Consider the following 21878-nt stretch of genomic DNA (forward strand, 5'->3'; position numbering starts at 1 on the left):
CTCTCACGCCGCTATCGGCCGCTGGCTGCGCACCGCCTGGAGCAGTCCGATCGCGATCCACACCGCGAACATCGACGAACCGCCGTACGACACGAACGGCAGCGGGATGCCCGCCACCGGCATGATGCCCAGGCACATCCCGATGTTCTCGAACGCCTGGAACGACAGCCACGCGATGACGCCCGCCGCGACGATCGTCCCGTACAGGTCGGTCGCCTGCCGCGCGATCCGGCAGGCCCGCCACAGCACCACGCCGACCAGCAGGATGATCGCCAGCGCCCCGACGAAGCCCAGCTCCTCGCCGGCCACCGTGAACACGAAGTCGGTCTGCTGCTCCGGCACGAACTGCCCTATGGTCTGCGTCCCGTGGAACAGCCCCTTGCCGGTGAGCCCGCCCGAGCCGATCGCGATCCGGGCCTGCGCGGTGTTGTAGCCGACGCCGGAGGGGTCGAGCTGCGGGTTGGCGAACGCGGCGAAGCGGTCGATCTGGTACTTGCTCAGCAGCCCGAACTTCCAGACCGCGACGGACCCCGCGGTGCCCAGGACCAGCAGCCCGAGGACCCAGCGGTTGGCCGCGCCCGAGCCGAGCAGGATGCCCAGCACGATCGCGGACATCACCATGACCGACCCGGCGTCCGGCATCAGCAGCACGAGGCCCATCGGCAGGCACGCCCAGACCAGGCCCCGGAAGACCGCCCGGTGCGAGGGGAAGGCCCGCTCCCCCGCGTCCACCTGGTCCGACAGCACGACCGCCATCGCCAGCACGATGCCGAGCTTGGCGAACTCGGCCGGCTGGACGGAGAAGCCGCCGCCGAGCTGGATCCACGAGTGCGCGCCGTTGATGGTCGAGCCGATCGGGCTCAGCGTGGCCATCAGCAGCAGGATCACGGCGACGTAGACGAAGGGCACGAGGGTGCGGAAGCGCCGGCTCCCTATCGCTATCACGACGGCGCACAGCACGAGCCCGACGACGACGTTGGTGAGGTGCCGGTAGAGGAAGTACTGCGGGTCCCCGTGGGTCAGCGAGTCCCGCCCGCGGGTGGCCGACCACACCAGCAGCGAGCTGCCCAGCGAGAGGGTCAGCGCGGCCAGCAGCAGTATCCAGTCGAGCCGCCACAGCGGCGAGTCCTTGGCGAGGGCCTTGGACACCCCGGTGCGCTGCGGCGAGAGCCGCAGCTGCCGGTAGGAACCGTACGAGGTCATGCGCGTCCCCTTCCCGCGCCGCGCTGCGGTTCGAGCGCGGCACCGGCCGCGGCGAGCAGGGGCGCCGTCGGGCCGGCCGGCGGCGCCGGGTCGAGGAAGACCCGCGGGGAGCCGCCGGTCACGCCCGGGTCGGCGAGGCCGGACGGGTCCTCGACGGTGTACGCGGCCGGCTTGATGATCGCGGTGCCGTCCGGGTTGAACTTCGGCAGCTCGGCCTGCGGTGCGGGCAGCAGGGCCTTGCCGTTGTCGACGTTGCCCTTGTCGTCCACGCCGTACAGCGCCTGGTAGATCCGGCGGATCGCGTCACCGGAACCGCCGGAGCCGGTGCCGCCCTGGCTGATGGTCATGACGACCGCGTAGTCCTTGCTGTACGTGGTGAGCCACGAGGTGGTCTGCTTGCCCTCGACCTCGGCGGTGCCGGTCTTGGCGTGCAGCTCGATCTTGCCCTGCGGCCACCCGGCGCCGGCGAACTTCCAGGCCGCGGTGCCACTGGTGATGACGCCCGCGGTGGCCTGGTCGATGTAGCTGAGGAGCTTCTGGTCGCCGGGGAACTTGGCGTCCTCGTGCGGGGCGATCTCGCGGACGAGGTCCCCGCCCGGGCTTATCACCGCCTTGGCGATGGTCGGCCGGTAGAAGGTGCCGCCGTTGGCCAGCGCCGAGTAGATCCGGGCCATCTGGACCGGGGTGACGAGGGTGTCGCCCTGACCGATCGCGAAGTTGACGGCGTCACCGGCGCGCATCTGGTAGCCGTCGACGCAGTTCTCCCGGGCGATCTGGTCGGAGAAGCTGTTGCCGCCCTTCTGCGCCTGCGCGCACCAGGCGTCCTTGTTGTTGTCGTAGAAGGACTGCTTCCACTGCCGGTCCGGCACCCGGCCGGGGACCTCGGCCGGCAGGTCGATGCCGGTCTTGGCGCCGAGGCCGAACTCGTGGGCGGTCTTGAAGAACCAGTCGCCCGGGTCCTTCTTCGGCTTGATGCCGCCGTCCTTCATCCACTGGTCGTACGCCAGGCCGTAGAAGACGGTGTCGCAGGAGACCTCCAGCGCCTTCTCCAGGGAGATCGCGCCGAAGTTCTCGCTCTCGAAGTTCTTGAACTCGCGGCCGCCGATGGTCATGGCCTTCGGGCAGTCGTACCGGCCGTCGAGCGAGTAGCCGGCCTGCACCGCGGCGGTGGTGGAGACGACCTTGAAGGTCGAGCCGGGGGCGGACTGACCCTGTATGGCCCGGTTCAGCAGCGGGAAGTTGGAGTCCTTGCTGGTCAGCGACTGGTAGTCCTTGCCGCTGATGCCGCCCACCCAGAGGTTGGGGTCGTAGGTCGGGGCGCTCGCCATGGCGACGATCCGGCCGGTGTGCACGTCCATCACGACGGCGGCGCCGGAGTCGGCCTCGTAGTTGCGGTTGGTGACCTTGTCGAAGGTGTTCCTGGCGTCGTTCATGGCCTGCGCCAGGTTGTCCTCGACGACCTTCTGCACCCGGGCGTCGATGCTGGTGACCAGGTTGTCGCCGGTCTGCGGGGCCACCGTGCCGGCGGTGCCGATCACCCGGCCGAGGTTGTCCACCTCCAGCTTGGTGATGCCGGCGGTGCCGCGCAGGTCGCGGTCGTAGACCGACTCCAGGCCGGCCCGGCCGATCTGGTCGGCCGGCAGGTAGCGGTCCAGGCCGGTCTTGGCGGCGGTCTTGCTGACCTCGTCGTCGGTGACGGGCGAGAGGTAGCCGAGCACCTGGGCCATGTTGGCGCCCTCGGCGCCGGTGTAGCGGCGGACGGCGGTGGGCTGCGCGGTGATCCCGGGGAAGTCCTCGCGGCGTTCCATTATCTGCATCGCCTGCTGGGTGGTCGCCTCCTTGGTGACCGGGATCGGCTGGTAGGGCGAGCCGTTCCAGCAGGGCTGCGGCGTCTTGGCGTCGCAGAGCCGGACCTTCTCCTGCACGTCCTTGGCCGGCATGCCGAGCACGTCGGCGAGCCGGGCGAGCACCGCCTTGCCGCCGTCCTTCTGCTGGAGCAGCGAGGTGCGGCTGACGGAGACCACCAGGCGGGTCTCGTTGCCGGCCAGGATCCGCCCGGAGGCGTCCAGGATCTCGCCGCGCACGGCGGGCTCGACCACTTCGCGGATGTGGTTGCCGGTCGCCTTGGCGGTGTAGACGCTGGCGTTGCGGATCTGCAGGTACCACAGCCGCCCGCCGAGGGTGGCGAGCAGTGACAGCACCAGGATCTGCAGCACCACCAGACGGATCGTCACCCGCCGGGTTCGGCCGGTCTCGGGGATGTTGCTCACGTCTCGTGCGCTCCAGGGTGCGGGAGGGTCGGGAGGTCGGGGGCCGCGGGGCGGGGCTAAGGGCGCCGGGCGAAGCCGGGCACGCGCCGCTTCCGGTAGCCGGGGCCCGACGAGACCTCACGGGTGGTGCGGTAGCGGGCCAGCGTGCCCAGGCCGGGGCCGCCCTCGTCGTCGTCGCTGGCGGCGGTCACCGGGTCGCGGCCGAAGCGGCGGCCGAGCAGCATCACCAGCGGCACGACGAACGGTGCCAGCAGCAGGTCGTACAGGAGGGCGCTGATCACCAGGCCGCCGAGCCCGACGTGCCGGGCCGCGGTGTCGCCGACCAGCGCGCCGACCATCGCGTACAGCAGGGTGGAGGCGACGGCCGCGGCCGCGACGACCAGCAGCGCGCTGGAGACGGACCGCTGGCGGCCGTGCTCCGGGCGCAGCAGTCCGGCGGCGTAGCCCATCAGGCAGAGCACGAGCGCGTAGCGGCCGATCGCGTGGTCGGAGGGCGGCGCGAGGTCGGCGAGCAGTCCGGCGCAGAAGCCGACGACGCAGCCGCCGGAGGGCCCGTAGACCATGGCGAGGCCGACGACGACGAGCAGCAGTATGTCCGGGGTGGCCCCGGGGAGCTGGAGCCGTCCGAAGACGCTGACCTGGAGGATCAGGCCGAACAGGATCAGGACGGCGGAGACGGGGATGCGGGCGAGGCGCATGGCTCAGTTCCCCCCAGTGGGCTTGGCGGGCGGTGCGGCGGGAGCCGTGGTGGCGGGCGCCGCCGGTGCGGCGGGGGCGGCCGGGGCCTGGCTCTGGCCGGCTGCCGGCGCGGGCGGCAGCACGCCGTCGCGCGGGTCGGTGCGCGGCGGCACGACGACGACGCCGACCAGGTCCAGCCGGGTGAACTGGACGAACGGCTCGACCAGGACGGTCTTGGTCAGCTGGCCGGCGTTGGCCTGGACCTCGACGACCTTGCCGACCGGGACGCCGGGCACGAACGGGCGGCCGCTCTGCGAGCCGAAGGTGACCAGCCGGTCGCCGGCCTTGACCTGCGCCTTCCCGTTGAGCAGGGAGACCTTCATCGGGCTGTCGCCGCCGCCGGAGGCGAAGCCGATCTCCCCGCTGCCCTCCAGCCGGGCGCCGGCGGTGAAGCCGGGGTCGGAGGCGAGCAGGACGGTCGCGGTGGTGGGGGCGACGGTGGTGATCCGGCCGACCAGGCCCTGGCCGTTGATGACGGTCATGTCGCGGGTGAGGCCGTCGTCGCTGCCGGCGTCGATGGTGATGGTCCAGGAGAAGCCCTGGGCCGGGCCGATCGCGATGACCTGGGCGGCCTTGACGGTGTATCCGCCGGCGCCGGCGGTGCGCAGCAGGTCGTCGAGCTGCTTGGTGCGGCCGGCGGCCATGTCGGAGGAGGCGAGCTTCTGGCGCAGTTCGGTGTTCTCGCGGGCGAGCTGGTCGGTGCGGCCGCTGTTGGTGGCGGCGTCGCGGAAGGCCCGGACGGTGTTGGCGACCGGGTCGACGAGGGTGGATGCGCCGCGCTCGACCGGGCCGAGGACTCCGGCGGCGGCGCGCCTGGCACCGCCGAGCGGGGAGCTCTCACCGCCCTTGATGTCCACGGTGATGAGCGCGAAGGCGACGGCCACCAGCAGGATGAGCAGCAGCCGGCTCTCTCGTGTGTCCCTCACGGTGCTGGTACTGCCCCTTCGTACCTGGCCGGCCGCCGGGGCTGTGGGGCCCTGGCGGCGGCGGCCCGTTCAGTTGAGTGTCGGGTGTGTCGTCGGTGCTAACGGCGCGGCTGGGCGTCGAGTACCTGCTGGAGCGCCTCGAACTCCTCGACGCACTTGCCGGAGCCGAGCGCGACAGAGTCGAGCGGGTTCTCGGCGATGTGGATCGGCATGCCGGTCTCGCGGCGCAGCCGCTCGTCGAGGCCGCGCAGCAGGGCGCCGCCGCCGGTGAGCACGATGCCGCGGTCCATGACGTCGCCGGCGAGCTCGGGCGGGCACTGGTCGAGGGTGGTCTTGACCGCGTCGATGATCGAGTTGACCGGCTCGTCGATGGCCTCGCGGACCTCGGCGGCGGAGATGACGACGGTCTTGGGCAGGCCGCTGACGAGGTCGCGGCCGCGGATCTCGGCGTGCTCGTCCTTCTCGCCCTCCAGGCCGTAGGCGCTGCCGATGCTCATCTTGATCTGTTCGGCACTGCGCTCGCCGAGGAGCAGCGAGTACTCCTTCTTGATGTGCTGGACGATCGCGTTGTCGAGTTCGTCGCCGGCGACCCGGATGGACTGGGCGGTGACGATGCCGCCGAGGGAGATGACGGCGACCTCGGTGGTGCCGCCGCCGATGTCGACGACCATGTTGCCGGTGGCCTCGTGGACGGGCAGTCCGGCGCCGATGGCGGCGGCCATGGGCTCCTCGATGATGTGCACCTGGCGCGCGCCGGCCTGGGAGGAGGCCTCGATGACGGCGCGGCGCTCGACGCCGGTGATGCCGGAGGGCACGCAGACGACGACGCGGGGGCGGGCGAGGTAGCGGCGGCGGTGGATCTTGAGGATGAAGTAGCGCAGCATCCGCTCGGTGATCTCGAAGTCGGCGATCACGCCGTCCTTGAGCGGGCGGATGGCGACGATGTTGCCCGGGGTGCGGCCGATCATCTTCTTGGCCTCGGCGCCGACCGCGAGGATGCCGCCGGTGTTGGTGTTCACCGCGACGACGGACGGCTCGTTGAGCACGATCCCCTTGCCCCTGACGTACACCAGCGTGTTGGCAGTTCCGAGGTCGATCGCCAAGTCGCGGCCGATGAACGACAGGTTGCTCGCCATGGGGTGTAGGTGCCTTCCCGGGCTCGGAGTTCATGAGGGGTGGACGACTGCGTGCGCCCACGCTTGGGCGGAGACCAGCTGAGCTGCCTTACCGGGCCCTTGAGTCGCGTCCATCGTAGTCACGCCTCGCGGTACGGACGTCGACGTGGGGCATACCGTCCATTGTCCGGAGCGTGATCGCTTCTCCGAGGATTGGGACGCCGTGTCGGCACCCCCAGTTCCCTATTTCCCGATAAGAATGCCCCGGCCGGGCCAATGGTCCCGACCGGGGCAGTCCCTAAGTCCTCCGGGTGTGTCGCCCGGGCCGGCTCAGGCGTGCGCCGGGAAGAAGATCTTGATCTCGCGCTCCGCGGACTCGGGCGAGTCGGAGGCGTGGATCAGGTTCTCGCGGGTGATCGTCGCGTAGTCGCCGCGGATGGTGCCGGCACCGGCCTCCAGCGGGTTGGTGGCGCCGGCCAGCATGCGGATGCCCGGGACGACGTCCTCGCCCTCGACGATCAGGGCGATCGACGGACCGGAGGTCATGAACTCCAGCAGCGGCTCGTAGAACGGGCGGCCGACGTGCTCCGCGTAGTGCTGCTCCAGCGTCGCCCGGTCGAAGGTGCGCAGCTCGACGGCGGCGAGCTGCCAGCCGGCCTTGCGCTCGATGCGGCTGATGATCTCGCCCGCCAGGCCGCGGCGGACGGCGTCGGGCTTGAGCAGGACGAGAGTGCGCTGGGACACGGTGCGTCTCCTGGGAAATCGGTTCGGCATACGGTATGCGGGTACGGCAGAGGTTACCTTGCGTGAGCGACCCGCCGGTTCCGCTGGTCTAGGCCTCCGCGGCGGCCGCGACGGCGGCGGCGCGGGCGGCCTTGAACTCGTCCACCTTGCGGCCGTAGTGCACCGAGCACCACCACAGGGCGGCGAAGACCACGCCGAGGCCGAACATCGTCGGCAGGATGAAGCCGCTGGCGATCAGGCCGATCTGCAGCGCCCAGCCGATCTGCACGGCGCCGGGCCGGTTGATCATGCCGCACAGCGCGATGCACAGCGCCATCGCGATGCCGCTGACGATCCAGACCGAGGCCGTCGAGACGCTGGAGAGCCGCATCGCGACCAGCGCCGCGAACATGATCAGCAGTGCCTCGCCGATCAGCGTCGAGGAGCAGAGCGTCCTCATCTTCACTTCCTCCCGAGCAGCAGGCGGGCCTCGCCCACCGTGATGACCGAACCGGTGACCAGGACCCCGGCGCCGCCGAGGTCGCCCTCCTCCTCGGCGAGGGTGACGGCGGCGGCGATCGCGTCGTCGAGGCGGGGCTCGACCTGGACGCGGTCCTCGCCGAAGACCTCGACGGCGAGCGCCGCGAGCGCGTCGACGTCCATCGCGCGGTGGGTGGAGTTCTGGGTGATGACGACCTCGGCGAGGATCGGCTCGAAGGCCTCCAGCACGCCGGCCACGTCCTTGTCGCCCGAGGTGCCGATCACGCCGACCAGGCGGTTGAAGCCGAAGGACTCGGTGATCGCGGCGACGGTGGCGCGGGCGCCGTGCGGGTTGTGCGCGGCGTCCAGGATGATCGTGGGGCTGCGGCGGACGATCTCCAGGCGGCCCGGCGAGGAGACGCCGGAGAAGGCCTGGCGGATCTTGTCCACGTCGAGCTGCCCGCCGCGGGCGCCGCCGACGCCGAAGAAGGCCTCGACCGCGGCCAGTGCCAGCGCCGCGTTGTGCGCCTGGTACTCGCCGTGCAGCGGGATGAAGACGTCCTCGTACTCCTCGCCGCCGAGTCCGCGCAGCGTCACCAGCTGGCCGCCGACGGCGAGTTCACGGCGGATCACGCCGAACTCCATGCCCTCGCGGGCGACCGTGGCGTCCACCTCGACGGCCCGGCGCAGGATGACCTGGGCGGCGTCCAGCGGCTGCTGGGCGACCACGGCGACGGCGCCGGACTTGACGATCCCGGACTTCTCGACCGCGATCTCGCCGGTGGTGTCGCCGAGCTTGTCGGTGTGGTCCAGCCCGATCGGGGTGATCACCGCGACGGCGGCGTCGATGACGTTGGTGGCGTCCCAGGAGCCGCCCATGCCGACCTCGACCACGGCGACGTCCACCGGGGCGTCGGCGAAGGCGGCGTAGGCCATGCCAGTCAGCACCTCGAAGAAGGACATCGGCACCGGCTGCTGCGCGTCGACCATCTCCACGTAGGGCGCGATGTCGCGGTAGACCTCGACGAAGCGCTCGGGGGCGATCGGGGCGCCGTCCAGGCTGATGCGCTCGGTGACGCTCTCCACGTGCGGGCTGGTGTAGCGGCCCGTGCGCAGCTCGAAGGCGTTGAGCAGCTGCTCGATCATCCGGGCGGTGGAGGTCTTGCCGTTGGTGCCGGTGATGTGGATGGAGGGGAAGGACCGCTGGGGCTGGCCCAGGATGTCCATCAGCGCCTCGATCCGGTCGAGCGAGGGCTCCAGCTTGTTCTCCGGCCAGCGCTTGGACAGCTCGACCTCGACGTCGCGCAGGGCGTCGCCGGTGCCGCCGTCGGCGGGGCGGAGGGTGTACGGGTTCGGGTCGGCCTTGTCGCTCACGACCACAGTCTACGGAGGGTCGGCGGCCCGTCCTCACACGGTGAGGTCCGGGGTGAGAACGACCACTTTGCCCGGTCTTGACCACCGATTCCCAGTTCACTCCCTTTACTATCGATTTAGCGAGTTTGAACCGCAATGAAGCATCGATTCGCATCCCTGAGGAGCCAATAGCCTTTGATCATTGGGAGTGCCACGCCATGCCCGACGTCCTGCACGACTGGATCGTCCTCCGGCAGGACACGATCGTCCGGCTCGCCGGGCTGATCTCACTGCTGCTCGTCGCCTACATGGTCCTGGTGTTCGGCCGCTTCCTGGTCTACTGGGCCGGCTCCCGCCACGCCTTCAAGCGCAACCTCGCCGCCGAACCCGGCGACCCCGCCGCCTTCCAGTGGCACCTGGTCATCCCCTGCCGCGACGAGGAGGCCGTGGTCGCCCAGACCCTGGCCGGCCTGCGCGCCTCCGCGCCCGAGGCCCACCTGTGGGTCATCGACGACGACAGCGAGGACGCCACCCGCGAACTCGTCCTCGCCGCCGCGGCCCACGACGACCGCGTCCACCTCGTCCAGCGCCGCCGCCCGCACGCGCGGATCGGCAAGGGCGCCGCCCTCAACGCCGCCTACCGCGAGATCTCCGCCCGGCTGCCCGAGGACACCGACCGCTCCCGCGTCGTCATCGGCGTCGTCGACGCCGACGGACAGCTCGGCGCCGGCACCCTCGCGCAGGTGTGCAGCGACAAGGCGCTCGGCCGCCCCGACACCGGCGCCGTCCAGATCGGCGTGCGCATGCGCAACGCCGACGACGAGCTCCCGCTGCCCGGCCGCGGCCGCACCGCCAACGCGTTCGCCCGCGCGCTCGTGCGGATGCAGGACGTCGAGTTCCAGGCCAACAACGCCGGCATGCAGCTACTGCGCCGGCGCACCGGCAGCGTCGGCCTCGGCGGCAACGGCCAGTTCGTGCGCCTCACCGCCCTCGACTCGCTCACCGCCGAGGAGGGCCGGGCCGGGCGGCCCTGGCCCGAGCGCGCCCTGCTGGAGGACTACGAGTCCGGCCTCGACCTGCGCCTGGCCGGCTGGCGCCTGACCCACGTCACCGAGGCCCAGGTCTCCCAGGAGGCCCTGGTCTCGCCGCGCCGCTTCCTCACCCAGCGCACCCGCTGGGCCCAGGGCAACATGCAGTGCCTGCGCTACACCGGCCGGGTGCTGCGCTCCCCGCACTACACGTGGCCGGGCAAGGCCGAGGTGCTGTACACCTTCCTGCAGCCGGTGGTCTGCGTGCTGCTCGTGCTGCTCACCCCGCTGTCGATCGCGATCACCGCGGCCGGGCTGGTGCTCTTCCCCGCCGAGACCGCCGACTTCCAGCTGCGGTTCGGGCCGTACATGGCCGTCGCCTTCGTCGTCGCCACGCTGCCGATGGTGTTCTGGGGCTTCGCCTACCGCACCCTCGTCCACCCCGACCGCCGCCGCCTGACCGGGCTGCTCTGGGGCGTCCTGGTGTGGATCTACGCCTACCACCTGTTCGTCGTCGCCACCCGGGCGGCCGTGCGGATGCTGCTCGGCCGCAACGGCTGGGCCAAGACCCGGCGCAACGCCGAGAAGGTCGCCGTCGGCGCCCCCACCGCCCTCGAATCCTGAGCCCCGACAGATACCCACGGAGCCTCCTCCCATGAGCACCTGCCTTCCCCCGTCCAGCGTCGCCGTCGTCCTCGGCACCCGCCCCGAGCTCGTCAAGCTCGCCCCGCTGATCCACGAACTCGGCGACGCCACCCGTCTGGTGCACACCGGCCAGCACTGGGACGAGGCCATGTCCGGCCGCTTCCTGCGCGATCTGGACCTGCCCCGGCCGGAGCTGCTCACCGGCGTCGGCGGCCGGCCGCGGGCCGGGCAGATCGCCCAGTCCCTCGGCCAGCTCGACGCCGCCTTCGCCGAGGACCGCCCGGTGGCCGTCGTCGTCCAGGGCGACACCAACGCCACCCTCGCCGGCGCGCTGGCCGCCAACGCCCGGGAGATCCCGCTGGTCCACGTCGAGGCCGGGCTGCGCAGCTTCGACCGGGCGATGCCCGAGGAGCACAACCGCGTCATGGTCGACCACGTCGCCGACCTGCTGTGCGCCGCCACCCCCGACAACGTCGCCAACCTGCGCGCCGAGTCGCTCGACGAGCGGCGGATCGCGCTCACCGGCAACACCGTCGTCGAGGTCGTCCGCCACCGGCTGCCGGACCAGGAGGCGCGCGCCGCCCTGCTCGCCGCGCACGGGCTGCGCCCCGACGGCTACGTCCTCGCGACCGTGCACCGCCCGGAGAACACCGACACCGCCGAGGCGCTCGGGGCCGTCCTCGCGGAGCTGGACCGCATCGCGCGGGCCGGCACGCCGGTGCTGTTCCCGATGCACCCGCGCACCCGGGCCGCCGTCGAACGCTTCGGGCTGGACGGGCTGCTGGAGCGGATCGCCGTCACCGGACCGGTCGGGTACGCCGACTTCCTCGGCCTCGCGAGCCACGCCGCGCTGCTGGTCTCCGACTCCGGCGGCGTGCAGGAGGAGTGCACCGTGCTCGGCCGCCCGCTGCTGGTGGTGCGCCGCTCCACCGAGCGCCCGGAGGCCGTGGACGCCGGCTTCGCCGCGCTGGTGCGGCCCGGCGAGGAGCTGGGCGAGCTGGCGCACGCCTGGCTGTCCGACACCCCCGAGCGGCTGGCCCGGCTCGCGGCCACCCCGAGCCCGTACGGCGACGGCCTCGCCTCGGCGCGCATCGCCGAACTCACCGCCCGGATCGCCGAGTCCGCCCGGTCCGAGGCCGGCACCGGCCTGCGGGCGGCGTAGTCCTGATCGCCAGTCGGGCTTGACAGCCGGATTGGTCTACTCCACCTTGTGAGGCAAGTCCCCTTTCCCTAGCGGGACTTGAGTTGTCGGTAGCTCCCGCACGCGCACCATCGACACCCCGGACGGCGCCGCCCCCACAGCACGCCGCCGGGCCTCCCCCACAGGAGATGGAGTCATGCCACCTGCCCGACACCGGCGGCGCCCGCGCGCCGTCCGCACCCTGCTCGCCGGGGCCGGCGCGATCGCGCTGGGCCTGAGCGGACTCGTCCTCGTCACCGGCACCGGCGCCCGCGCCGCGGACGTCGACCTGATCACCAACGGCGGCTTCGAGGCCGGCGCCCTCACCGGCTGGTCCTGCACCGGCGGCACCGTCCAGAGCGCGACCGTCCACTCCGGCTCGTACGCGCTGCGGTCCACCCCGGGCGCGGGCGACACCGGCGAGTGCACGCAGACCGTCGCCGTGAAGCCCTCGTCGGCGTACACGCTGAGCTCCTGGGTGCAGGGCTCGTACGCCTACCTCGGCGCCCGCGGCACCGGTGGCACCGACCCCAGCACCTGGACGACGTCGGCGGGCTGGGCGCAGCTCAGCACCGGCTTCACCACCGGCCCGGCCACCACGAGCGTCACCGTCTACCTGCACGGCTGGTACGGGCAGGCGGCGTTCCTGGCCGACGACGTCTCGCTGGTGGGCCCCGGCGGCCCGCAACCGTCGCAGAGCCCGACGTCCCCCTCGTCCCCGAGCCCGACCGCAACGGCGACCGCGACGGGCAGCCCGACCGCCACGGCGACCGCGACCGCGACCGCGACAGGCAGCCCGACCGGCACCCCGACGAAGCCGCCGGGCCTGCCCAAGCACGTGCTCACCGGCTACTGGCAGAACTTCGACAACGGCGCCGCCGTCCAGCGCATCGGCGACGTCCCGGCCGCGTACGACATCATCGCGGTCGCCTTCGCCGATGCCACCGCCACGCCGGGCGCGCTGAGCTTCACCCTCGACCCGGCCCTGTCCTCGCGCCTCGGCGGCTACACCGACGCACAGTTCAAGGCCGACATCGCGGCCAAGCGCGCGGCCGGCAAGCGGGTCGTGCTCTCGGTCGGCGGACAGAACGGCACCGTGTCGGTGGCCGACCCGGCGTCGGCGGCGAACTTCGCGGACTCCGCCTGGTCGCTGATGCGGACCTACGGCTTCGACGGGATCGACATCGACCTGGAGAACGGCGTCAACGCGACGTACCTGGGCCAGGCGCTGCACGCGGTCGCGGCCAAGGCCGGCAGCGGGTTCGTCCTGACCATGGCGCCGCAGACCATCGACATGCAGTCGACCGGCATGGAGTACTTCAAGCTGGCGCTGAACGTGAAGGACGTCCTCACCATCGTCAACACGCAGTACTACAACTCCGGCGCGATGAACGGCTGCGACGGCAACGTGTACGCGCAGGGGACCGAGAACTTCCTGACCGCGCTCGCCTGCATCCAGCTCCAGGGCGGGCTGCGGCCCGACCAGGTCGGGCTCGGGGTGCCGGCCTCGACCAGCGCCGCGGGCGGCGGGTACGTGAGCGCGGGCGTCGTGAACGCCGCGCTGGACTGCCTCGCCGCCGGCACCGACTGCGGCAGCTACCGGCCCGGCACCACCTGGCCGGGGATCGGCGGGGCGATGACCTGGTCGACCAACTGGGACGCCTCGGCGGGCAGTCCGGTCGCCGGCACCATCGGCGCGCACCTGCACGCCATGCCGTGAGCCCGGCCCGGAGACCCGGGCCGGGTTCGGACTCCGGCGCGGCCCCCGGCTCAGACCCCGGCCCGGGCCTCCGGCACGTGCGCCGCACCGCCGCCGTGGCGACGGCGCAACTCGGCGGTGATCTCGCCGAGTTCGCCGTCGGGCAGGAACGGCAGCATCATCGCGACACCCTGCAGCAGGCCGCCGAGCAGGAAGGTGGTGTCGGCGTTCGCGGCGACCAGGCCGCGGACCTCCGCCACGTCCCCGACGGCCACGGCCTCGATCAGCCGGGCGGCGTCCGCGGTCTCCTCGTCCACGCAGACCGCGCCGGCGTCGACCGGGGCGCGCCTGGCCATCGCGCGCAGCACCTTGTCGCCGACCGCGGGGGCGTAGGCCTTGCGGACCGCCTCCGCGGCGATCCAGGCGAGCAGGGTCGTCACCTCGCGCTCGGCGTGCTCGGCGAGCAGCACGTCGAGCTCGTGGTCGAAGGCGAGCTGGTTGCCGTGCCGGAACGCGAGCAGCAGCGTCGCCGCCCTGGCCTTGGCCTCCTCGACCGCCTCGGCAGGAAGTTCGTCGACCAACTCTTCGGTCACCACCACGCCATGCCCTCCCGTCCGTTGGCTCAGCGAAACGCCCGGCAGAAACCCGCTGGTGCGCACCGCGCAAACTCAGAGCACACCGTACACATCCGACCTGCAAACTTCCGAGAACCCGCGCTGGCAAGACCGGAATGAATTCGAGCGGAATAGGACCTTACCCGGTCCAGGATGAATATTCGCCGGAAGGGAGCAATGGTGCTGGGCTATTCGGCGTAAACGGCGGAGGGGCCGTACTCCGCTCGGCGCGGAATACGGCCCCTCGTGGACCGGTGGGGCGGCTCAGCCCTGCGGCAGCGCCGCGAGCTGGGCGGTGATCCGGGCGATGTCGGCCTCGGCGGCCTCCAGGCGGGTCCGGATCTTGGCGACCACGTCGTCCGGCGCCTTGGCGAGGAACGCCTCGTTGCCGAGCTTGCCGGTGGTCTGGGCCTTCTCCTTCTCGGCCGCCGCGAGGTCCTTGGCGAGGCGCTTGCGCTCCGCCGCGACGTCGATGGTGCCGGAGAGGTCCAGCGCCACGGTGGCGCCGGCGACCGGCAGCGAGGCGGTGGCCGCGAAGCCCTCCTCGGGGGCGGTCAGCCGCAGCAGCGAGCGGATCGCGTCCTCGTGGGCGGCCAGCGCGGTGCCGTCCAGCTCCAGGGTGGCCGGGACGCGCTGGCCCGGCTTGAGGCCCTGGTCGGTGCGGAACCGGCGGACCTCGGTGACGACCTGCTGCAGCGTGGCGATCTCCGCCTCGGCCGCGGCGTCGCGGAAGCCGCTGTCCTTCGGCCAGTCGGCGATGACGACCGACTCGGCGCCGGTGAGCGTGGTCCACAGCGTCTCGGTGACGAAGGGCACGATCGGGTGCAGCAGGCGCAGCGTGACGTCCAGGACCTCGCCGAGCACCCGGCGCGCGGCGTCGGCCTGCGGGCCGCCCTTGGCCAGGGTGGTCTTGGAGAGCTCGACGTACCAGTCGAAGACCTCGTCCCAGGCGAAGTGGTACAGGCCCTCGGAGAGCTTGGAGAACTGGTAGTCGTCGTACAGGCCGTCCACCTCGGCGACGGTGCTGTTGAGGCGCGACAGGATCCAGCGGTCGCTCGCGGTCAGCTCCTCCGGCGCGGGCAGCGGGCCCTCGACGGTGGCGCCGTTCATCAGCGCGAAGCGGGTGGCGTTCCAGATCTTGTTGGCGAAGTTGCGGGACGCCTGGACCCAGTCCTCGCCGATCGGCACGTCGACGCCGGGGTTGGCACCGCGCGCGAGCGTGAAGCGCAGCGCGTCGGAGCCGTACTTGTCCATCCAGTCCAGCGGGTTGACCACGTTGCCGAAGGACTTCGACATCTTCTTGCCGTTCTGGTCACGGACCATGCCGTGCAGCGCGATGGTGTGGAACGGCGGGGTGCCGTCCATCGCGTAGAGGCCGAACATCATCATCCGGGCGACCCAGAAGAAGAGGATGTCGTAGCCGGTCACCAGGACGGAGTTCGGGTAGAACTTCGCGAGGCTCTCGGTCTGCTCGGGCCAGCCGAGCGTGGAGAACGGCCACAGGCCGGAGGAGAACCAGGTGTCCAGGACGTCGGTGTCCTGGTGCCAGCCCTCGCCGGCGGGCGGCTGCTCGTCCGGTCCGACGCAGACGACCTCGCCGTTCGGGCCGTACCAGACCGGGATGCGGTGGCCCCACCACAGCTGGCGCGAGATGCACCAGTCGTGCAGGTTGTCGACCCAGTCGAAGTAGCGCTTCTCCATCTCCTGCGGGTGGATCTTGACCTTGCCGTCGCGGACCGCGTCGCCGGCGGCCTTCGCCAGCGGGCCGACCTTGACCCACCACTGCATCGACAGCCGCGGCTCGATGGTGGTCTTGCAGCGCGAGCAGTGGCCGACCGAGTGGACGTACGGGCGCTTCTCGGCGACGATCCGGCCCTCGGCGCGCAGCGCGGCGACGATCGCCGAGCGGGCCTCCAGGCGGTCCAGGCCGAGGAAGGGGCCGTGCACGGTGATGACGGCGTGCTCGTCCATCACGGCGATGTTCGGCAGGCCGTGGCGCTGGCCGATCTCGAAGTCGTTCGGGTCGTGCGCGGGCGTCACCTTGACGGCGCCGGTGCCGAACTCCGGGTCGACGTGGGCGTCGGCGACGATCGGGATGCGGCGGCCGGTGAGCGGCAGCTCGATCTCGGTGCCGACCAGGTGCTTGTAGCGCTCGTCCTCGGGGTGGACGGCGACCGCGGTGTCGCCCAGCATCGTCTCGGCGCGCGTGGTGGCGACGACGATGGAGTTCTCGCCCTCGCCGTAGCGGATCGAGACCAGCTCGCCGTCGTCGTCCTGGTACTCCACCTCGATGTCCGAGATGGCGGTCAGGCAGCGCGGGCACCAGTTGATGATGCGCTCGGCGCGGTAGATCAGCTCGTCGTCGAAGAGCTTCTTGAAGATGGTCTGGACGGCCTGGGAGAGGCCCTCGTCCATGGTGAAGCGCTCGCGCGACCAGTCCACGCCGTCGCCGAGGCGGCGCATCTGGCCGGAGATCTGGCCGCCGGACTCCGCCTTCCACTGCCAGACGCGCTCGACGAAGGCCTCGCGGCCCAGGTCGTGGCGGGACTTGCCCTCCTTGGCGAGCTCGCGCTCGACCACGTTCTGGGTGGCGATGCCGGCGTGGTCCATACCGGGCTGCCAGAGCGCCTCGTAGCCCTGCATCCGCTTGCGGCGCACCAGCGCGTCGATCAGCGTGTGCTCGAAGGCGTGGCCCAGGTGCAGGCTGCCGGTCACGTTCGGCGGCGGGATGACGATGGTGAACGGGGGCTTGTCGCTCTTGGCGTCCGCGGTGAAGTAGCCACGCTCTACCCAGCGCTCGTACAGCTCGCCCTCTACGTCCGCGGGGGTGTAGGTCGTCGGGAGGGTTGCCGCATCGTCCCCGGTGGTGCTCACGGGGCGCTGGTTCGTCGTGTCGGTCACGACGCACAGTTTACGTAACGGCGGGCTCGGGTTACGAACCGCTTTCGGTCCGCGGACACCGCGCTCCCGACCGGCTCCCCCGTCGGCGGCGTGCGGTACCGTGCCCGGACAATCGTCTGGATTTCCGGACGTACACGGGACAATTCCACACCAGACAGGCCGCGGGTGCGGCGGGGGAGCACAGACAGATGTACGGCCAGGGTCAGCAGTATCCGCAGGGACAGCCGCAGCCCTACGGGGGACAGCCCCCGTACGGCGCGCCGCAGCAGCCGCAGCCGCCGTACGGGGCGCCGCAGCCGCCGCCGCAGCCGTACGGCGCGCCGCAGCCCCAGTACGGCTATCCGCCGCAGGGCCAGCCGCAGTACGGCGCGCCCCAGCAGCCCTACGGCGCGCCTCCGCAGGCCCCGTACGGCCAGCCGGGGTACCCGCCGCCGCCGAAGAAGGGCAAGGGCGGCCTGGTGGTCGGCCTCGTGATCGGCGCGCTCGTGCTCGGCGGCGGCGGCTTCGCCGCGTGGAAGGTCCTCGGCGGCAAGGACTCCTCGGGCGGCAACTACAAGCTCTCCGCCCCGCAGTCGCTGCCGGACGGCTACGTCAAGAAGTCGTCCGACGAGAAGCCGGCCGACCCCAACAAGCCCGAGTCCACGAAGTACGGCTCGAACCTCATCGGCGTGATCTCCAGCTACACCAAGGGCGCCGACCCGCTCGACACGATCTCGGTGATCGGCATCTACGGGCAGCTGAACAGCCCCGACCAGATCATCCAGGAGTCGAAGCAGGACAGCGGCGGCCTCACCTGGACGACGCCGATGACGGACTACCCCGCGAACGACAGCACGAGCTCCGCCGCGAAGCTCGCCTGCGGCGCCACCAGCATCATCGGCAAGCCCGGACCCGTGGTCTGCGTGTGGGCCGACAAGTCCACCTACGGCCACGTCAGCTTCAACCACGTCAGCATCACCGGCACCGCCCCGACCCCGCTCTCCCCGGCCCAGGCCGCGGAGAAGACCCGCGCCATCCGTGACGCGATGAAGGTGGCCAAGTGACCGACCAGAGCCCGTACGGCGCACCGCCGCCGCCCCCCAACCAGCCCTACGGGGCACCGCCGCCGCCCGCCGGCCGGCCCTTCGGGGCTCCCCCGCCGCCCACCGACCAGCCCTACGGCGCCGTGCCGCCGCAGGCGCCGCCACCCGGCTACCCCGCGCCCGACCAGGCCGGCTACCCCGGGTACGGGATGTACCCGCCGCCCCCGCCCCGCACGTCGCACAAGACGCTGTGGATCGTCCTCGGCTGCGTCTTCGGCGTGCTGCTCCTCGGCGGCGGCGCGCTCGCGTACTTCGTCTTCGACGTGACGAGCAACGCGGGCACCCAGAAGATCGTGATGCCGACGGCCTTCAAGGACCTCAAGGCCAACGACGACCCGACCACGACCCGGAAGATCCAGGACGAGATCACGTCCAAGATCGGCAACGGTGACGGCAACTGGAAGCCCACCGGCGTCGCCGCGGTCTACCAGGACGCGAACTCCGACCCGCAGCTGGTCGCGGTCGGCGTGTACGGCAAGGTCCTGCTGCCCAAGCAGGAGCTGGACCAGATGTTCCAGGGCTTCTCCGGCTCGGGCGGGCAGGTCGGCGACCGGCACGCGGTCGACCCCGGCCCCAAGGGCGGCACCATGGAGTGCGGGACGTCCGTGGACGGCGACACCAAGATGGCCGTGTGCGCCTGGGCCGACAGCAGCAGCCTCGTGATGGTGCTCAAGGGCGCCGACGACGGCACCCAGCCGGACGTGGACAAGCTCGCCGCCGACACCCGCGACCTGCGCGCGGTCGCCGAGGTGCCGAAGTAGCCACGAGCCACCCACCGGGCGAACGGAACACGCGAGAGGGCCCCGCACCACGACGGTGCGGGGCCCTCCCGTTCAAGGCTTCAGGACTCAGGCGCTCTTCTCGCGCCGCTCGCGCTTGATCATGTCGCGCGGGACGAGCGTCGGGATCGCGTGCTTGGAGACCACGTCCCCGGTGACCACCACGCGGGCGACGTCCTGGCGCGAGGGGACCTCGTACATCACGGACATCAGCACCTCCTCCATGATGGCCCGCAGCCCACGCGCGCCGGTGCCGCGCAGGATCGCCTGGTCGGCGATCGCCTCCAGCGCGTCACGCGTGAACTCCAGCTCCACGCCGTCCAGTTCGAAGAGCTTGCGGTACTGCTTGACCAGCGCGTTCTTCGGCTCGGTGAGGATCTGCAGGAGCGCCTCGCGGTCCAGGTTGTGCACGCTGGTGATCACCGGCAGACGGCCGATGAACTCCGGGATCATGCCGAACTTCACCAGGTCCTCGGGCATCACCTGACGGAAGTGGTCGCTCGCGTCCGACTCCCGCTTGGAGCGGATGTTCGCGCCGAAGCCGATGCCCTTGGCACCCGCGCGGCCCTCGATGATCCGCTCCAGGCCGGCGAACGCGCCGCCGACGATGAACAGCACGTTGGTGGTGTCGATCTGGATGAACTCCTGGTGCGGGTGCTTGCGCCCGCCCTGCGGCGGCACCGACGCGGTGGTGCCCTCCAGGATCTTCAGCAGCGCCTGCTGCACGCCCTCGCCGGAGACGTCCCGGGTGATCGACGGGTTCTCGCTCTTGCGCGCGACCTTGTCGATCTCGTCGATGTAGATGATCCCGGTCTCGGCCTTCTTGACGTCGTAGTCGGCCGCCTGGATCAGCTTGAGCAGGATGTTCTCGACGTCCTCGCCGACGTACCCGGCCTCGGTCAGCGCCGTGGCGTCCGCGATCGCGAACGGCACGTTGAGCATCCGGGCCAGGGTCTGCGCCAGCAGGGTCTTGCCGGAGCCGGTGGGGCCCAGCAGCAGGATGTTGGACTTGGCCAGCTCGATCGCGTCGTCGCGGCCGTTGCCGCCGCTGCGGCCCGCCTCGCCCGCCTGGACGCGCTTGTAGTGGTTGTAGACGGCCACCGACAGCGCCTTCTTGGCGAGGTCCTGGCCGACCACGTACTGGTCCAGGAACTCGTAGATCTCGCGCGGCTTCGGGAGTTCCTCGAAGCGCACCTCGGAGGTCTCGGCGAGTTCCTCCTCGATGATCTCGTTGCACAGGTCGATGCACTCGTCGCAGATGTACACGCCTGGGCCGGCGATCAGCTTCTTCACCTGCTTCTGCGACTTGCCGCAGAACGAGCACTTGAGCAGGTCGCCACCGTCTCCGATGCGTGCCACGAGGTGCTTCCCCTTCGCCAGGGGCCCCGCGGGGGTTCCGGGGCCTGGTGCTGTGGACCGTCAACGCCGACGGCGATCGGTCTCGCTATCCGACGGTACTCTGCCGGGCCCCTGATTCCGTCCTCTTCGCCGGGTCTGCCCTACGCCCTGGGCGAATTGATACCGAACAGATGCCGTCGCGGCGGCCGCCGAAGGGTCCGGGGCGGGCGCACGCGACCCGCGCGCGCCCGCCCCGGCACCCTGCCGACCTCAGGAGGTCAGCGAGGTCTTGCGGGTGGAGATGATCTGGTCGATCAGGCCGTACTCGGCGGCCTCCTCGGCGGTGAGGATCTTGTCGCGCTCGATGTCCTCGCGCACCTGCTCCACCGACTTGTTGGAGTGCTTGGAGAGCATCTGCTCCAGCTGCTCGCGCATCCGGAAGATCTCCTTGGCCTGGATCTCCAGGTCGGACACCTGGCCGCGGCCGGTCTCGGTGTACGGCTGGTGGATCAGGATCCGGGCGTTCGGCAGCGCCATGCGCTTGCCGGGGGTGCCGGCCGCGAGCAGCACGGCCGCGGCGGAGGCCGCCTGGCCCATGCAGACCGTGGTGATGTCCGGCTTGACGTACTGCATGGTGTCGTAGATGGCCGTCAGAGCCGTGAACGAGCCGCCGGGCGAGTTGATGTACATCTGGATCTCGCGGTCCGGGTCCATCGACTCCAGGCACAGCAGCTGCGCCATGATGTCGTTCGCCGAGACGTCGTCGACCTGCGAGCCGAGGAAGATGATGCGCTCCTCGAACAGCTTGGCGTACGGGTCGTACTCGCGGATGCCCTGCGTGGTGCGCTCGACGAAGCGCGGGACGATGTAGCGGCCCTCGGCGCGCATGTCCTCGACGCGGGCCTGGGCGGCCGACAGGCTGGGGATGTTCATGGGGGTTCTTGTCCTCCGGGGCGTTGGGGCTGTGGTCTCGTGGGCCGGGCCGAGGCTCAGGCGCCCGTGCCGCCGCCGCCGGGAACGTCCGCGGCGCTGTGCATGATCGCGTCGATCAGGCCGTACTCCAGGGCCTCCTCCGGCGTGAACCAGCGGTCGCGGTCGGAGTCCCGGGTGATCTGCTCGAAGGACTGGCCGCTGTGGAAGGCGATCAGCTCGGACATCCGCTTCTTGGTGCGCAGCAGCTGCTCGGCCTGGATGCGGATGTCGGTGGCGGAGCCGCCGAGGCCGGCCGACGGCTGGTGCATCAGGATGTTGGCGTTCGGCAGCGAGAAGCGCTTGCCCTTGGCGCCGGCCGTCAGCAGGAACTGGCCCATCGAGGCCGCCATGCCCATCGCGATGGTGACGACGTCGTTCTTGATGTACTGCATGGTGTCGTAGATCGCCATGCCGGCCGAGATCGAGCCGCCCGGGGAGTTGATGTAGAGGAAGATGTCCTTTTCCGGGTCCGCGGCCAGCAGGAGCAGCTGCGCGGTGATCTTGTTGGCGATGTCGTCGTCGACCTGCTGGCCGAGGAAGATGATCCGCTCGTTGAGCAGCCGGTTGTAGACCTGGTCGCCCAGGCCGCCGAGCACGTCACCAGAGGCGGCGTGCGGCGCCATCGGGCCCATCTGCATCTGCGGGAACGTCACTTAGCCACCTGCTCAGTCGATTTGGACGGTCGCCGGGCGGCCGTCACGGTGTCGCACAGCTTCCGGGTATCACGTCGTGATTGTTGCTGTCCAAGGACCCTAACGCGCAGGCCGGGCCGCAGAATCCCCCACGCAGAACTGTTCGCTGTGAGCGCAGGGTCACGCGCGCCGGACGGGAC

The 21878-nt window shown here is 71.2% G+C and carries 18 protein-coding genes; 5 read left to right on the plus strand and 13 right to left on the minus strand.

The genetic code is table 11. The annotated features are described in order from the left end of the window. Positions 1-3: 3 nt before the first annotated feature. From rodA to ACFXDE_RS29620, 8 genes are all read right to left on the minus strand, one after another. Positions 4-1203 carry a rod shape-determining protein RodA gene (rodA, locus tag ACFXDE_RS29585; protein ID WP_380497732.1) on the minus strand — a complete coding sequence of 400 codons (1200 nt, stop codon included), beginning with the start codon at positions 1201-1203 and terminating at the stop codon, positions 4-6. Continuing rightward, positions 1200-3473: a penicillin-binding protein 2 gene (gene mrdA / locus ACFXDE_RS29590; protein WP_380497734.1), complete on the minus strand. Its 2274-nt coding sequence runs from the start codon at positions 3471-3473 to the stop codon at positions 1200-1202. The genes rodA and mrdA overlap by 4 nt, the downstream gene beginning before the upstream one ends. 56 nt (positions 3474-3529) lie before the next feature. Continuing rightward, positions 3530-4171, minus strand: a complete 642-nt coding sequence (mreD, locus tag ACFXDE_RS29595; RefSeq protein ID WP_380446119.1) for a rod shape-determining protein MreD — start codon at positions 4169-4171, stop codon at positions 3530-3532. Between the two features lie 3 nt (positions 4172-4174). Then, positions 4175-5137: a rod shape-determining protein MreC gene (gene mreC / locus ACFXDE_RS29600; RefSeq protein ID WP_380446120.1), complete on the minus strand. Its 963-nt coding sequence runs from the start codon at positions 5135-5137 to the stop codon at positions 4175-4177. A gap of 98 nt (positions 5138-5235) precedes the next feature. Beyond that, entirely contained in the window at positions 5236-6261 is a 1026-nt protein-coding gene (locus ACFXDE_RS29605) for a rod shape-determining protein (RefSeq protein WP_329931217.1), read from the minus strand. A gap of 321 nt (positions 6262-6582) precedes the next feature. Then, positions 6583-6996, minus strand: coding sequence for a nucleoside-diphosphate kinase (ndk, locus tag ACFXDE_RS29610; RefSeq protein ID WP_329931154.1), 414 nt, complete (start codon positions 6994-6996; stop codon positions 6583-6585). A gap of 88 nt (positions 6997-7084) precedes the next feature. Further along, complete coding sequence (locus tag ACFXDE_RS29615) at positions 7085-7435, minus strand: DUF4233 domain-containing protein (protein ID WP_380446121.1); 351 nt, start codon at positions 7433-7435, stop codon at positions 7085-7087. A gap of 2 nt (positions 7436-7437) precedes the next feature. Then, a complete protein-coding gene (locus ACFXDE_RS29620; protein ID WP_380446122.1) occupies positions 7438-8829 on the minus strand; it encodes a bifunctional folylpolyglutamate synthase/dihydrofolate synthase in 1392 nt (463 codons plus the stop codon). 197 nt (positions 8830-9026) lie between these two features. Here ACFXDE_RS29620 and ACFXDE_RS29625 point away from each other — a divergent pair, with 197 nt between their 5' ends. From ACFXDE_RS29625 to ACFXDE_RS29635, 3 genes are all read left to right on the plus strand, one after another. Then, positions 9027-10460, plus strand: coding sequence for a glycosyltransferase (locus ACFXDE_RS29625; RefSeq protein WP_380497735.1), 1434 nt, complete (start codon positions 9027-9029; stop codon positions 10458-10460). Positions 10461-10491: 31 nt separating this feature from the next. Then, positions 10492-11643 (plus strand): non-hydrolyzing UDP-N-acetylglucosamine 2-epimerase, encoded by a 1152-nt coding sequence (wecB, locus tag ACFXDE_RS29630; RefSeq protein WP_380497736.1) that lies wholly within the window; start codon positions 10492-10494, stop codon positions 11641-11643. A 175-nt stretch (positions 11644-11818) separates the two neighbouring features. Continuing rightward, positions 11819-13381: a chitinase gene (locus tag ACFXDE_RS29635; RefSeq protein WP_380497737.1), complete on the plus strand. Its 1563-nt coding sequence runs from the start codon at positions 11819-11821 to the stop codon at positions 13379-13381. 50 nt (positions 13382-13431) lie between these two features. Here the strand turns inward: ACFXDE_RS29635 and ACFXDE_RS29640 are convergent, their stop codons facing one another. Together ACFXDE_RS29640 and ACFXDE_RS29645 are read right to left on the minus strand one after the other, a co-directional pair. Then, positions 13432-13959: a hypothetical protein gene (locus tag ACFXDE_RS29640; protein ID WP_380446126.1), complete on the minus strand. Its 528-nt coding sequence runs from the start codon at positions 13957-13959 to the stop codon at positions 13432-13434. Positions 13960-14238: 279 nt separating this feature from the next. Next, positions 14239-16875, minus strand: a complete 2637-nt coding sequence (locus tag ACFXDE_RS29645) for a valine--tRNA ligase (RefSeq protein WP_380446127.1) — start codon at positions 16873-16875, stop codon at positions 14239-14241. A gap of 188 nt (positions 16876-17063) precedes the next feature. Between ACFXDE_RS29645 and ACFXDE_RS29650 the strand changes: the two genes are divergently transcribed. Next, positions 17064-17918, plus strand: a complete 855-nt coding sequence (locus ACFXDE_RS29650; RefSeq protein ID WP_380497739.1) for a hypothetical protein — start codon at positions 17064-17066, stop codon at positions 17916-17918. Continuing rightward, on the plus strand, positions 17915-18718 hold the full coding sequence (locus tag ACFXDE_RS29655) for a hypothetical protein (RefSeq protein ID WP_380497741.1): 804 nt from the start codon (positions 17915-17917) through the stop codon (positions 18716-18718). Before ACFXDE_RS29650 ends, ACFXDE_RS29655 begins: the two co-directional genes overlap by 4 nt. Before the next feature lie 87 nt (positions 18719-18805). On the opposite strand, the gene clpX is transcribed toward ACFXDE_RS29655, so the two are convergent. The 3 genes from clpX to ACFXDE_RS29670 all read right to left on the minus strand — a co-directional run bounded on the left by clpX (position 18806) and on the right by ACFXDE_RS29670 (position 21678). Next, positions 18806-20095, minus strand: coding sequence for an ATP-dependent Clp protease ATP-binding subunit ClpX (gene clpX / locus ACFXDE_RS29660; RefSeq protein ID WP_329931163.1), 1290 nt, complete (start codon positions 20093-20095; stop codon positions 18806-18808). A gap of 249 nt (positions 20096-20344) precedes the next feature. Then, a complete protein-coding gene (locus tag ACFXDE_RS29665) occupies positions 20345-21007 on the minus strand; it encodes an ATP-dependent Clp protease proteolytic subunit (protein WP_380446130.1) in 663 nt (220 codons plus the stop codon). 56 nt (positions 21008-21063) lie between these two features. After that, the gene (locus tag ACFXDE_RS29670; protein WP_329931219.1) at positions 21064-21678 is read right to left on the minus strand and encodes an ATP-dependent Clp protease proteolytic subunit; all 615 of its coding nucleotides are present in this window, start codon (positions 21676-21678) and stop codon (positions 21064-21066) included. Between the last annotated feature and the right edge of the window lie 200 nt (positions 21679-21878).

The organism is Kitasatospora sp. NPDC059408 (assembly GCF_042751525.1).
Classification (GTDB): domain Bacteria; phylum Actinomycetota; class Actinomycetes; order Streptomycetales; family Streptomycetaceae; genus Kitasatospora.

Coding starts and splice junctions, on each gene's coding strand:
- rodA (WP_380497732.1), bottom strand. CDS start 1,203: ATGACCTCGTACGGTTCCTACCGGCAGCTGCGGCTCTCGCCGCAGCGC.
- mreD (WP_380446119.1), bottom strand. CDS start 4,171: ATGCGCCTCGCCCGCATCCCCGTCTCCGCCGTCCTGATCCTGTTCGGC.
- ACFXDE_RS29615 (WP_380446121.1), bottom strand. CDS start 7,435: ATGAGGACGCTCTGCTCCTCGACGCTGATCGGCGAGGCACTGCTGATC.
- ACFXDE_RS29625 (WP_380497735.1), top strand. CDS start 9,027: ATGCCCGACGTCCTGCACGACTGGATCGTCCTCCGGCAGGACACGATC.
- wecB (WP_380497736.1), top strand. CDS start 10,492: ATGAGCACCTGCCTTCCCCCGTCCAGCGTCGCCGTCGTCCTCGGCACC.
- ACFXDE_RS29635 (WP_380497737.1), top strand. CDS start 11,819: ATGCCACCTGCCCGACACCGGCGGCGCCCGCGCGCCGTCCGCACCCTG.
- ACFXDE_RS29650 (WP_380497739.1), top strand. CDS start 17,064: ATGTACGGCCAGGGTCAGCAGTATCCGCAGGGACAGCCGCAGCCCTAC.
- ACFXDE_RS29665 (WP_380446130.1), bottom strand. CDS start 21,007: ATGAACATCCCCAGCCTGTCGGCCGCCCAGGCCCGCGTCGAGGACATG.
- ACFXDE_RS29670 (WP_329931219.1), bottom strand. CDS start 21,678: ATGGGCCCGATGGCGCCGCACGCCGCCTCTGGTGACGTGCTCGGCGGC.